Origin of the sequence: Pseudoalteromonas sp. PAST1, from assembly GCF_021532515.1 — a bacterium.
Lineage (GTDB): Bacteria > Pseudomonadota > Gammaproteobacteria > Enterobacterales > Alteromonadaceae > Pseudoalteromonas > Pseudoalteromonas simplex.
In genome coordinates this window covers 16,453-30,247 of sequence record NZ_JAKGBH010000054.1, presented here as the reverse complement: position 1 = coordinate 30,247, position 13,795 = coordinate 16,453, and the positions used below count along the sequence as shown (strand labels likewise).

Annotated in this window: 10 protein-coding genes and 2 tRNA genes; 5 read left to right on the top strand and 7 right to left on the bottom strand. The window is 41.5% G+C overall.

The genetic code is table 11. The features are described from left to right. Positions 1-8 precede the first annotated feature (8 nt). The 5 genes from L1272_RS19375 to L1272_RS19355 all read left to right on the top strand — a co-directional run bounded on the left by L1272_RS19375 (position 9) and on the right by L1272_RS19355 (position 5,681). A tRNA-Val gene (locus L1272_RS19375) sits at positions 9-84 on the top strand. A 197-nt stretch (positions 85-281) separates the two neighbouring features. Beyond that, positions 282-357: transfer RNA gene (locus L1272_RS19370), tRNA-Val, on the top strand. Between the two features lie 361 nt (positions 358-718). After that, entirely contained in the window at positions 719-2,353 is a 1,635-nt protein-coding gene (locus L1272_RS19365; protein WP_235374116.1) for a tetratricopeptide repeat-containing response regulator, read from the top strand. A gap of 20 nt (positions 2,354-2,373) precedes the next feature. Next, entirely contained in the window at positions 2,374-3,735 is a 1,362-nt protein-coding gene (locus L1272_RS19360) for an extracellular solute-binding protein (protein WP_138599981.1), read from the top strand. Next, positions 3,732-5,681, top strand: a complete 1,950-nt coding sequence (locus tag L1272_RS19355) for an ATP-binding protein (protein WP_054553708.1) — start codon at positions 3,732-3,734, stop codon at positions 5,679-5,681. Before L1272_RS19360 ends, L1272_RS19355 begins: the two co-directional genes overlap by 4 nt. An 18-nt stretch (positions 5,682-5,699) precedes the next feature. Here L1272_RS19355 and msrB read toward each other — a convergent pair whose 3' ends face one another. From msrB to L1272_RS19320, 7 genes are all read right to left on the bottom strand, one after another. Next, entirely contained in the window at positions 5,700-6,143 is a 444-nt protein-coding gene (gene msrB / locus L1272_RS19350) for a peptide-methionine (R)-S-oxide reductase MsrB (RefSeq protein WP_187490499.1), read from the bottom strand. A gap of 80 nt (positions 6,144-6,223) precedes the next feature. Further along, positions 6,224-6,676: a hypothetical protein gene (locus tag L1272_RS19345; protein ID WP_054553710.1), complete on the bottom strand. Its 453-nt coding sequence runs from the start codon at positions 6,674-6,676 to the stop codon at positions 6,224-6,226. A gap of 9 nt (positions 6,677-6,685) precedes the next feature. Continuing rightward, entirely contained in the window at positions 6,686-7,174 is a 489-nt protein-coding gene (locus L1272_RS19340; RefSeq protein WP_235374115.1) for a DUF2919 domain-containing protein, read from the bottom strand. Further along, positions 7,171-7,515, bottom strand: coding sequence for a DUF3392 family protein (locus L1272_RS19335; protein ID WP_235374114.1), 345 nt, complete (start codon positions 7,513-7,515; stop codon positions 7,171-7,173). The genes L1272_RS19340 and L1272_RS19335 overlap by 4 nt, the downstream gene beginning before the upstream one ends. Next, a complete protein-coding gene (gene ligA, locus L1272_RS19330) occupies positions 7,508-9,529 on the bottom strand; it encodes an NAD-dependent DNA ligase LigA (protein WP_235374113.1) in 2,022 nt (673 codons plus the stop codon). The genes L1272_RS19335 and ligA overlap by 8 nt, the downstream gene beginning before the upstream one ends. An 82-nt stretch (positions 9,530-9,611) precedes the next feature. Next, positions 9,612-10,340, bottom strand: coding sequence for a cell division protein ZipA (zipA, locus tag L1272_RS19325; RefSeq protein WP_138599988.1), 729 nt, complete (start codon positions 10,338-10,340; stop codon positions 9,612-9,614). A gap of 33 nt (positions 10,341-10,373) precedes the next feature. After that, positions 10,374-13,772 (bottom strand): chromosome segregation SMC family protein, encoded by a 3,399-nt coding sequence (locus tag L1272_RS19320; RefSeq protein WP_187490495.1) that lies wholly within the window; start codon positions 13,770-13,772, stop codon positions 10,374-10,376. Positions 13,773-13,795: the final 23 nt, after the last annotated feature.

Below are 13,795 nucleotides of genomic sequence, written 5' to 3'. Positions count from 1 at the left end.
TTATATGTGGGTCGTTAGCTCAGTTGGGAGAGCATCGCCCTTACAAGGCGAGGGTCACTGGTTCAAGTCCAGTACGACCCACCACATATAAAACCTCCTTATTTTATATCTAGTTTTCAAAAGCATCTCCTCTCTTTACAAAACACAGGCTCGATGATTCAAGTCCAGTACGACCCACCATTACTTTTTGGAGCAAAGAGCATCGCAACTCTTTACAACGAAAAGGCTCGGTGGTTAAGTTCAGTAAGACCAACCATTTAATCTTCAAAAAATTTATATGTGGGTCGTTAGCTCAGTTGGGAGAGCATCGCCCTTACAAGGCGAGGGTCACTGGTTCAAGTCCAGTACGACCCACCACATATAAAACCTCCTTATTTTATATCTAGTTTTCAAAAGCATCGCCTCTCTTTACAAAACACAGGCTCGATGATTCAAGTCCAGTACGACCCACCACATATAAAACCTCCTTATTTTATATCTAGTTTTCAAAAGCATCGCCACTCTTTACAAAACACTGGCTCGATGGTTAAGTCCAGTACGACCCACCACATATAACAATCACTTCTAATATCTAACTTCTAATATCTATCACTCACTACCCCCTTTATTGATATAACCCAAAGCTAAACTTTAAATCGTTGCAAAAGCTGTAATTTGCCTTGTCAGCAGCTAGACTGTTTATTATAGTCACTGTTAACAATACTCGGTCGCAAGTCTAATGCCCGCAAAGATTTTTTCGAAAGCCAAAATATTAATAGTCGAAGAGCAAGCACTTGCTCAAAGCTATATGAAGCAGTCTCTAGAGGGATTGGGGTTTCGTCAGTTGCGATTTGCAGAACACGCTATTGCTGCCAAAGAACAGTGTCAAATAGAACAGTTTGATCTCATTGTTTGTTCTTTTAATCTAAGTAAACACCAGGATGGCTATCAGCTTTATGAAGAACTTAAAGTTAAACGCCTAATTAAAAACTCCACAGGTTTTATATTTATATCTGCAGAAACCAGTGGTTCTTTGGTTCATAGTGTTTTAGAGCTGCAGCCGGATGACTTTCTTGTTAAACCTTTTACTATTTACGACTTAAAAAATAGAATTGAAAAAGTTTTATTGCGAAAGCATCATCTAAAAAATATATACCAGTTGATTGATGATGAAAACGACTCAAAAGCTATAAAGAGCATTGATCAATTACTACAAAACAAATCGAATAGTTACAGTGCGATTTTATTGAGATTAAAAGGCGATGCCCTACTTCGTTTAAACAGAAATGAACAAGCCAAAGCATTTTTCAAATCTGTGCTCGATATTCAAAAATTTACATGGGCAAAAGTTGGTTTAGTGGAAGCTTTAATTGCAAATAATGAGCATATTCTCGCTCATAGAATGTTGAGGACTATGCTACAAAGGAGTGAAACACGCTTAGTAGCTCTGGATTTACTCGGAAAGTTAGAGATAAAGCTCAATAAATTTGATGATGCACAGCTTTTTTTCAGCCAAGCTGTTGAAATTGCACCTCGCAATATCGAGAGGCAAAAAACGCTTAGCCATGTTTCATTACTTAATCATGACTACGAGAAAAATTATTTAACCCAAAAAGATATAGCTAGTTATGCTAAACACTCAATTCACGACAACCCTGATGTGTACCTAAATGCGGCTCGTGCAGGGATTGATTTTGCCTTAACGACGGATCAAACCGATCAAGTTAATCGCATTTCAAGACAAACAAATCAATATTTGAGTGATTTAAAAAAACAATTTCCGAATAGTAATAATCAAACACAAATTGATGTTCTTAACGCACGTTTACATTATTTAAAAGATGAACATCAAAAAGCTAAAGCACTTATCAATCAACTTGATGAAAGTGACACTCAGATTCGTTCTGTAGATGGAGCGCTCGATAAAGCGAAAGCGTTTCATGAGCTTGGTTTTCACCATAAAGCACAGATGCTGTTTAACCAAATAATAACTCACTGTGAACGCCACCCGTCAGTAAGCGATCCGGTGTATTTACGTTATATTCAACAACAGCAAACTGAGCGACGTGATATTAAGCTTGGCCCGAAAGAGCTCAATAACCACGCTGTAACGCAGTTTAATAAAGGCCAGCTCAATACTGCGCTTGAGGCATTCACACAAGCATTTAGAATTATGCCTAAAAATGCCAGTATTGCGTTAAATCTGCTACAGTGTTTATTTGACACAAACAGTCAAGGGCAGTCTTTCAACTTAATGCTTGCAAGAAAGTGCTACACCCTCTTAGCGTCTCAGTCTTTAGAAGATGAACAAGCTATGAGGTTTGATAAAATAAAAGCACAAGCTGCCAAGTTAAATATCAAGCTTTCTGAATAACCTCTTCGTGGAGCATCTTTTTGAAATTAATAAAGCATCTCCTTATTGCATCTTTCATAATTACAAGCCCTATTTGTTCAGCTTCTGCAATGTTGCAATATTGGCAGCAAGCCAAAATAAACTGGCAAAGTGAGTCTGGTACACATATCAACATATTAGCAGATGAGCAGCCTGCATTTTTGGCCCTAAAACCATATATCCCTCTATTTGAAGAGTTAACAGGGATATCTGTAGGTTTTCATGCCTTAGAACAATCTCAAATGCGTGTTCGTCGCCACCAAGATTTAAGTATGCATACAGGCCTCTATGATGTACTGCCAATGGGTATAACCTTTTTGGGTGAAGCACAAAGTCGAGGCTGGATAGATCCCCTACAACCCTATATTGATAACCCAAAACTCACAGACAAAGCTTGGTATCAGTTAGAAGATATTAGCGAACGTAGCTTGGCTCTTTGTAAAATCAACGGCGCTTTATACTCGTTACCATTTGATTTTTCTGCACCGATTTATTTTTATCGTAAAGATCTGTTCGAGCACTTTAACTTAGCGGTACCCGACACGTACGAGCAACTACAAGAGACTAAAATTAAGCTTCAAAAGGCAATTGACCGCACCCCATCTTTAAATGGCATGCACGCATTTGCCTCCCGAACTCTGCCAGGTGCAGGATTAAACACTTGGACAGTGTTACCCATTATGCGTGCTTATGGTGCTGAAGTAATTGACGCGCAAGGTCAGTCTGTTTTTGATAGCCCTCAAACAGCACAAAGTCTGCAAGCATACCGAGACCTTGTAACGGGATTCGGCAATCCTGATAACAGTCGCTTGCTGCACTTTTATGAAATTCGTCGACTATTTAAAGAAGGTCAACTTGCTTCGGCGTTTTTAGCCTCTCATTTTTATAATGAAATAGATACCGCTGAAGAATCAGATATTTGGAATAAATGGGAAGCCGCGCCGTTACCAGCCGGTCCAGTCGCCCGTGAAACATCTCCTTGGTCTTGGGCATTCGCAATTAATAACCAATCAAATCAAAAAAAAGCAGCGTGGTTATTTATTCAGTGGGCAACCAGTGAGCAAACAGCGGCATTATTAAGTACAGGCGGCTCACCGCCAAGACAAAAGGTGTGGCACGAGAAACTATTTACTCTCGTAAACAAACCAGGCTTTAATAAAGCCATGTTATGGGTATTTGAGCATGCTACTCCTGACCGTTTGCAAGCTGGGATGGTTGAGTTTCCAGTTGTCGGTGAGCTTATATCGCAAACATTTAGTCAAATTTTTTATGGAGCAGACATAAAGCAATCAATAAAAGCTACTGATGCAAAAATTAATGTTAATATGCGGGCATTACAGACAAGGAGTGAAAATAAACAATGAGAGTCAGTATTGCTCATAAAATCCTACTCATTATTGGGTTTACTATTACGTTGATTTTAGGGGTAAGTACAACTTTACATGTTATTGAGTTAAAAGAGCAAACCTTGCTGAATATGAGTGAAAAAGCTAATGCCATCGTTTCACCTATGCTCTCAGAGATAAAGACCCTTACAAAAGACAATACAGTAGGTAGTTGGGTTTTAAAAATTCAAGGCATCACTCTTAAAGGTATTCTGGCAAATAATACATTTGATGATTTAAAGACAATCTACTTTATCGATCAGAATAACTTTATTGCCGCTCACCCTGATTACAGCAAAGTCGATACCTTAGAAACAAATCAAACGATAATAAAGCAGCTCAATCCAAAACAAAATTCTATCATCACTTTAGATCAACAATATGCTGTAGCAGTTCCAATCAATAACGCCCAAGATGAAAATATTGGCTATGTTATTGTTAGTTTTTCAGATATTGATTTAACATTAAAAACTAAATCAATTATCAGCAATGCTGTATCACTGTTCGCAATTTACTTACTTACTGCATTACTCATTGCTTATATCATTATACGCCGAATTATTTTACAGCCTATTGAGCAATTAGTTGAGTTTTCGCATGCAGTTACCACTGGCGATCTAAATTGCCCAATAAATATTAAAAGTCGTGATGAAATTGGCACTCTTGCCAGTGGTTTTAAAATGATGCGTGCTGCAGTAAGACAACAAATAAACAGCATGCATGAGCAACATAGTCAATTAGAAGAAACCGTTGCAAAACGAACTCAAGAATACTTGGATGCCAAAGAGCAAGCCGAGCAGTCAAACCAAGCTAAGAGCAGGTTCTTAGCGAATATGTCACATGAGCTAAGAACACCGCTTAATGCAGTATTAGGCTTCAGCCAATTACTCCAAGACAGTGAAACTGATAAAAATAAACGCCGCTATTTAGAAGCCATTTCGATCTCTGGCAGCTCTTTGCTAAACGTCCTCAATGATATTCTTGATTTATCTAAAATTGATGCAGGAAAAATGCAGCTGGACATGGAAAGGGTCGAAATTCCGACGATGTGCCATGAACTAAGTATGATGTTTTTGCAGCTCAGCGCTCAAAAGGATCTAGATTTACAGATCACTTCACACCCTGAATTTAAAACCCCTGTTTTACTTGATAGCAATAAAGTTCGACAGGTACTGACAAACTTGATCAGTAATGCGATTAAATTTACCTCACATGGTAGCGTTAAAGTTCACTTTGACTTTGAAGAACGTGAAAATGATGGCCACATTAATATAAAAATTCATGTCAAAGATACTGGCAAGGGGATCCCAACCGATCAACAAGCGCTGATTTTTAATGATTTTGAGCAAGTTCAAGGGCAACGCAGTTCTGAATTTGGTGGCACTGGACTCGGTTTAGCTATATCTCATCGCTTTATAAAATTGATGGGTGGTGAACTATCTGTAATTAGTGAAAAAGATAAAGGTAGCGAGTTTATTGTATTGCTACCAAATATAGAATTTGCCGAATCAAAAACAGAGGTTAAACATCGAAATTACCCTGCTATTTCTAGCTATCATTTTAATCCAGCTCGTATATTGATAGTTGATGATATTCCATACAACCGTGAGTACTTGGAGTCATTTCTATCACGCTGGAGCTTTACAATAGATACAGCAATAAACGGTGAAGAGGCCTTGAAAAAGGTAGAAGAGAACCAACCTGATCTGATCATTATGGATCTAAAGATGCCAGTGATGGGTGGATTAGAAGCAAGTCAGCTAATTCGTAGTGATGATCGCTTTAAGCATATTCCAATCATTGCGGTTACAGCATCGGTATTAAAAGACGATAAGGCGCAATCCAGTATTTTGACAGACTACATAATTAGTAAGCCAATTCACCGTGAGCACCTTATTTTCATCATTGCCCAGTACCTAGATTAAGTATGGGTTAAACACGCATTAGTCGCGTTTTTTCATCGCTATGGCATTCATGCAATAGCGTAAACCACTTGGCGGCGGGCCATCGGGGAATACATGTCCTAAATGTGCATCGCAAACATTACAAATAGCTTCAATACGCTGCATACCATGGCTAGAGTCCGCGATATAGGCAATGCTTTCAACACTGCTTGGCTGAGTAAATGACGGCCAGCCGGTGCCACTATCGAACTTTTCATCACCGTCAAATAGTAAGTTGTCACAACATACACACGCATATTGACCAGGTTCAAATATCGTACATGAATCAGAGCTGTGAGGACGTTCGGTGCCTTTTAAGCGGGTAACATAGAATGCATCTTGTTCGAGCTCAGCTTGCCATTCAGATGGCGATTTTTCGACTCGACTTGGAGGTGTTGGGTTGCCGTTATGGGCAAACTCTAAAATATCTTGCCAAGTTAACATAGTGCTCCCTCAGGGTTGAATACAACAGTTGCACAGTACATCACAAGCCCTACTAAGGGCAAGCAACATGCGTCTAGTGATTAATGTGTTTGCAGCCGGATATCTATTTGTGCACGTTCACGCTCAGAAAGTAGCTGTACTAAATGGCTATTAATTTGGCTGCTAGCAACACTCAATACTGCAGTTATTTGCTGGTCGTTGACATCCGTTACATGGATTATACCTTCGCCGATTTCAATCTGCTTAATTTGGCCAATTAAAACAAACTCAGCTTTGCGTTTAAAATCGAATAAACCAGCCAGACTTATCAGCGCTAGCTGATTTACATCACGCTTTAGTAAATCAGTAATGGGATTACGCGCTACAAATAACGGAGTTACTCGATAAAGGCTTGATAAAGTAATAAAGCCCCACAGCATAACAAACAACGAAAATGCAGCACTGTGCCAAAGTGGCGTAAATACCCATAAAGCAATTAATACCAGCGCGATAGTGAGTGAAATTTTTGCTAAAAGCTTATTAATTGCCAACATAGTGTTACCCTATTTCTTTTCAATTGGATCCGGCCAATCATTAAAAAAGACCGACAAATATCTGCTTTTTAATAGATATAACAGTACCCATAATACCAGCACCATTTGGCACGCTAAGAAAAACGAAAACTGATAATGACTGTGTGCAGCCTGATAGGTTAACCAACTTAAATCCGTGATGGCACACAAAATTAATGGCCAGCGCATAAATCGCCAAATAGACGACAGACGTTTTGCACTTTCGGCGTTTTCTTGAGGTCGGCGTAAACAAAAGATCACCGCTGGTAATAAGGCGATTGCAGCTATGGCAATGGCTGTAAAGAAATCACTTTTCGATTTAAAAAACAGCGACATGATATCTAAATCAGGGCGACGGCTGAGCGCCGCCATCAGCCAAATAAAGTAACTGCGTAACAACACTAACAACGTTAAATGAAACGCCATTGGGGTTCGATAAGCGCCATGTTTATCCCAGTATTCTGGACCGTAGCGATTCATATTTGGTTCTTCTTATCGGCAATGATGCCAAGTACCAAAAACGCAGCTGTAAGTGTAAGCGCAAGCCATTTAACACCAAGTAGCATTAACAACTTACTTAAAAATGGAGTTACAAATACCACAAGTAAGCCCATACCAAACCCAGTAACCAGCACAAAGCAAAGCACGCGAATAATAAAGTGACGACGCGCGACAAAGCGCTTGGTCACTTTAATAATATCGTTTGCATACAAGGATATAAAACACACCACCAGCAATAATGAAATATTGTAAAGGTGTGGTTGCAGCCAGCTGCCAATTGTTAAAGTAACTGACGACAATGCCTGCAATAGACTATCCATTGTGCTCACTTAAAAGCGCAATAAGGTCAGCCTCAGTTAACACATCAATACCTAAGTCTTGTGCTTTGGTTAATTTTGAGCCTGCTTTTTCACCTGCAATCAGTGCATCCGTTTTCGCCGATACACTACCCGATACTTTTGCACCTAACGCTTGTAAACGCGCTTTTGCATCATTACGGTTAAGCTCGCTTAATGTGCCAGTCAGCACGTAAGTTAAGCCCGCTAATGGCTGCGCATCGGCACTTGGCGCGGTTAATTCTGGCCAGTGAATACCTTGCTCAACTAACGCATTTACAACTGCCATATTGTGCTCTTCGCTAAAGAAGCCACGTACATGCTTGGCAACGATCTCACCCACGTCGCTTACTTCAGTTAACGCATCAACGCTTGCTTGAGTGATTTTTTCTAGTGTTAAAAAGTGGTTTGCTAAGTTTTGCGCGGTTGCTTCACCCACTTCGCGAATACCTAACGAGTATAGGAATTTAGCTAAGGTTGTTTGCTTAGCATCTTGCAGCGCATTAACTAAGTTCTTAGCAGACTTAGGACCCATTCGCTCTAGTGATTCAAAATGCCCTTGTTTAAGGATAAATAAATCAGCAGGTGTTTTGATAAGCTCACGGTCAACGAGTTGATCAACAATTTTGTCGCCTAAACCATCAACATCAAGGGCTTTACGTGACGCAAAATGTTTAATTGCTTGCTTGCGCTGCGCTTGGCACACTAAACCACCGGTACAGCGGGCAACCGCTTCACCTTCAATGCGCTCCACATGTGAGTCACAAATTGGGCAGGTAGCAGGGAATTCAATGTCTTTCGCATCGTCAGGGCGACGCTCAAGGACAACTTGGGTAATTTGCGGAATAACATCACCCGCACGGCGAATAATCACCGTATCGCCAATTTTAACGCCTAAACGGGCAATTTCATCACCATTATGCAGCGTTGCGTTAGATACCGTTACGCCACCCACAAATACCGGCTCTAATCGTGCTACAGGGGTAATTGCGCCAGTGCGCCCTACCTGAAACTCAACATCAAGTAATTGGGTGATTTCTTCTTGCGCAGGGAATTTAAAAGCAATTGCCCAGCGCGGCGCACGTGCCACAAAGCCTAAACGCTCTTGGTGTTTTTTGTCGTTAACTTTTATTACCACACCGTCAATTTCGTAGGCAAGGCTACTTCGACGCGTCAATATATCTTGGTAATAATCAAGTGCAGCTTGCTGGCCTTCAACCAGTTTTGTTTCTGGGCAAAGTGGTAAACCCCAATCGGTAAGTTTAGCAAGCTGTTGATAGTGATCTTCTGGTAACTGCCCATCGGCAACAAGCCCAGTGCTGTAGGCATAAAACATCAGTGGACGTTTTGCTGTTACTTTAGAATCAAGCTGTCGTAAGCTACCAGCAGCAGCATTACGCGGGTTAACAAAGACTTTGTCGCCTCGTTTTTCGGCTTCACTGTTTAGTTTGGCAAAACCAGCGCTATCCATAAATACTTCACCGCGCACTTCAAGCTCTGCTGGAAAATCATCGCCACGTAACTTAAGCGGCACATTACGAATTGTTTTCACGTTTTGGGTGATGTTTTCACCTACCCTGCCATCGCCACGGGTAGCTGCTTGAACTAAAACCCCATCACGGTAAATAATTGATACCGCTAAACCATCAAGCTTTGGCTCACAACAAAAAGTCAGCTCTTTGTTATCCATTAAACGCTCTTTGATACGGCGGTTAAATGCAGCAAACTCTTCTTCTGAAAAGGCATTATCAAGTGACAGCATGGGCACTTGGTGAGTGACTTGCTCAAACTTATCAAGTGCTGCGCCACCGACTTTTTGAGTCGGAGAGTCAGGGCTTTGAAACTCTGGATTAGCTTGCTCAAGGGCGCTTAATTCGCGCATTAAACGGTCATATTCAGCATCAGGAATGCTCGGTGCATCCAGCACATAATAATTATGGTTATGCTCTTCTAACTGGGCACGAAGTTGGCTAATTTGCTCAAAGATAGGGCTGGACATGAAAACCTCAAAAATCTACATAAAAAAGCCACTTAGACGACTTAACGCCAAGTGGCCTAATACTTATACTCTGTGTGTGCGATTATGATGAAAAGCTGCGAACTTTCTCAACATACTCACGAACGCTTTCAACCGTCATTTCTTCACGGTTGCTATCTAAAATCGTTGCACCAAATTCATCGGCTAGCTTTTTAGCTGCACTGTGCAACATGTTGAATGCACTTAGACCGTCGCCATCACATGGTAAGGTCATAAATAAACTAACACCTGCAGTGCTGAACTGTTCCATATTATCAATATCGAACGTGCCTGGGTTGTACATATTCACTAAACGGAATAACACCGGGCCTGTGCCTGCTGGGTCTAAGTGACGGTTAAAGAAACCTTCTTCAGAATACTTAAAGCCTAACATATTAACGGCTGGCAATAATTGGCTGCCATCCATTGTTAAGCCCTCTGGCATTTGTAAATGCACAATAATGAAATCGGTTGGAGCTTGTGCATCTGCTGGCTCTTCTTCAACTTCTTGTTGCTTAGCTTCAGGCTCTTCAACAACCTGTTCTGAAACAGCTGGTTCGTCGTGACTTTCTGCTGAAAAGCTTAAATCACCAAACTCTGGCTCATCACGTTCTTGCGGTTTTGCAGTTGCAGGCTCTTGAACCTCGCTGGTTGTTTCGTTCGGTTCAACCCGTTCAACTGAAGGCGTATCTGGGCTGTCCTTTTTACGCACCGACCATAAGCCGTGAATTAATAAACCACCAATGACAAATACACTGATTACGATTAAAGCCCATCTTAATTCTTCGGCCATCCCCTCACCTTTATTATTTGATATGCCTAAATTTTATGCATGTGCCATTTGCACAGCTTGTTCTATATCTACAGCGACCATACGTGATACACCTGGTTCAGCCATAGTTACACCGGTCAATCTGCCTGCCATTTCCATAGCAATCTTGTTATGACTGATATAAATAAATTGTACTGATTGTGACATCTCTTCTACCAAACGGCAAAAACGACCCACATTCGCATCATCCAATGGCGCATCCACTTCATCTAGCATACAGAATGGAGCTGGATTGAGCCTGAATATTGAAAACACCAATGATAATGCGGTCAGCGCTTTTTCTCCACCACTAAGCAGGTGAATTGTCGAATTTTTCTTGCCTGGTGGCCTTGCCATGATGCTCACCCCACTTTCAAGTAGATCATCACTGGTCAATTCAAGGTAAGCACTACCGCCACCAAACACTTTTGGGAATAACTCCCCAAAGTCTGTATTTACTTGTTCAAAGGTCGCCTTGAAACGATTTTTTGTTTCTCGGTCGATTTTTTGAATCGCCCCTTCAAGGGTATTTAACGCTTGTGTTAAATCATCAAGCTGCTGATTTAAATAATCGCTGCGCTGTTTAGCCTGCTCAAACTCATCTATTGCCGCTAAGTTCACCGCGCCAAGTTCATTTAATGCTTGCGTGGTTTTTGTAAGCCTCGTTTGCATGCTATTTAAATTGGCATTGTCAGGCAGTTCTTCAAGTACTGTTTTTAAATTTTGTTCCAGTTCTTCAAGTGGCTCTAACGCAGCTTGCGCCTTCACGATTAAACTTTGCTCATCCAGCGCTAATGCTTGCAACTGCTCTTGTAACGTCACCAACTCAGATTGCGATGATTTCAACGCTGTTTGCTTATCAGCAAGCTCCTTTTTAGCTTGACTCAAGGCCGCTTGCAAGTTTTTCAGCTCAACGTCACTTTGTTGATGCTTTTCAAGCAATAGCATAATTTGCTCTGCTACTTCTTCAAGCGGGATCACTAGCTCTTCTAGTTGCTCGTTGAGCTCTAATACAGCTTCACTGGCAGCACTTTGGGCGGCATTTGCATGCTGAAGTTTGGTTTCGCTAAGTTGACACTCACTGCGAGCTTTTTGTTCAGTCAAATTAGCTTGATGGGCTTGCGTTTTATATTGCTCAAGCATAGAAGCCACTTGGCGATAGCGGTTATTTGCCTCACCTTGTTGGTGTTTTGCTTGCTCTAACTCAGTTTCAAGTTCTAATTGCTGCTCTAACAATTGCTCAAGTAAACACTGCTGCGTTTGTTGCTGTTCGTCAGCATTTTGCTTTTGTTCAGCCAGTAAGGTTTGACGCTGTTGTAACTTAACAAGCTGGTTTTGCCACTGGGTTTGCTGCTCTAATAGCATATCGCGTCGAGTGCTGGCCGATGCAATCTGCTGAGCCGCTTGGTGAATTCGCTCTCTGTATTGCTCTTTATCGGCGATAAGCGTTTTCTTGTGAGCTAGATGCTCATTTAGCAATTGCTGCTTAGTTTCTAATTGCTCGTTGAGTTCTTCATCTAACTGCTGTGCATCACTTAGCTGAGCATGCTTTAAAAGCAAAGAATTGTCGGCGTCTTTATTGGCATCGGTATGAAAGTTACGACCATGCATACAGCCCTCTTCATCAATCACAGCCAGCCAATATGGATCCGCCAAAATAGCGTCATCAAAACAAGGTTGAAATGCAAACCGTGCTAATAAATCAGGGTAAGCACCCGATTCGATATAATTAGCTAATGACTCTTTTGGTAACTCATCATCAGCTGCAGGCCAAACACTGTTAGGCTCTTTATGTTGACTGACCTTTAGATGCTCAAGGCCAAGTAGGGCTTGTTCAATTAGCGGCTCAAAGCCAGAAGCCACCTTTAACTGCGCCAATAGAGAGACACTTTCGTTGTCGGTTTGCTCTGATAACAAAGAGTTAAGCGCAGCTATGCTGGCTCTATTTTCATTACTGTGCTGCTGAACCCGCTTTAAATCCTGCTCTAAGTGCTGTTGTTCTTTATCCGCTTGTTCTAGGTTTTGAGTGAGCTTATTTAGCGCACTTTGTTGCTGCGCAAGCTCCTTCGTCAGTGTTTGAATATGCTGTTGTTGCTCTGCAATTTGCGCTGCAACTGGGGTCGCTTCGAGTTCACTAATTTCAGCGGCAAGTTGTGTCTGCTGAGACTCAAGTTGCGCAACAGTCTGGGCAAAGTGAGCCTGTTGATTCTTTGCAACATTAATATCACTGCTATGAGCTTGGCTTTTCTGTAAGGTACTTTGATATTGCTCATTGGCGCTTTGCGTTTGTTGCTGCTGTAGAGCAACTTGCTCTTCAACCTCTGCAACTTGCTCAGCGCACAGTAAACTTTGCTCAATCGCTTCTTGTAGCTGCTCTTGTAAAATGGCGGCTGAAGCGTGTTGCTCTTCTTGCAGCTCTTTATTTTGTAACTGCAGTTGTTGCTGTTTGATAAGGTTTTGGCTAAGTGTTTGCTGTTGCTGCTTTAAGCTGATCTGTTGCTGTTCTTTGCGGGTTAACTCTGTATGAGTTTGATGCTGAGCCTGCTGGGCGTCTTGCAGTTTTTGCTGCTCAAGTTGCACCTGATTTTCAAGACTTGCTAAAACATCATCGTGGCCAGAGTGCGCTTCTCTAAAGAACTGAATTTGCTCTTTAAGTTTATTGATTTGCTCAGCTTTATCGATTTGTTGTTGGTGTAACTTCTGCCATTTTAAAACCGCAATTTGCCCTTTTAAGGTGCGCTCAGTGGCTTTTAGCTCTCGGTATTTTTTTGCATCGACTGATTGCACTGCAAGTTTATCGAGCTGTGTTTGCAACTCCTGCCTTACATCAAGCAATCGCTCAAGGTTTTCGCGGGTACTTTTAATGCGGGTTTGAGTTTCACGACGACGCTCTTTGTATTTTGAAACCCCCGCTGCTTCTTCTAAAAAAACACGTAAATCAGCCGGTTTACTCTCAATTAAACGCGAGATCATGCCCTGCTCAATAATCGCATAACTGCGCGGGCCAAGACCTGTGCCTAAAAAGATGTCGGTAATATCACGCTTACGGCATTTGCTGCCATTTAGAAAATAAATTGACTGGCCATCTCGAGTCACTAAGCGTTTGATCGCCACTTGGTTTCGATCAGCAAAGGTATTCGGTAAATGACCACTGGTGTTATCAAACACCAACTCAACAGAGGCTTGTGAAATTGGCTTTCGATTAGTTGAGCCGTTAAAAATAACATCGGTCATGGCATCGCCACGTAAGTTTTTAGCTGAGCTTTCACCTAGCACCCAACGCACTGCATCAATGACATTTGATTTGCCACAGCCGTTCGGGCCGACAACACACGTCATCTGATCAGGGAATGGGATCTTAGTGGGTTCAACAAACGATTTGAAACCCGCTAATTTTATGGTGCTTAAGCGCATCTAATTGTTTTACCGATTTTTAT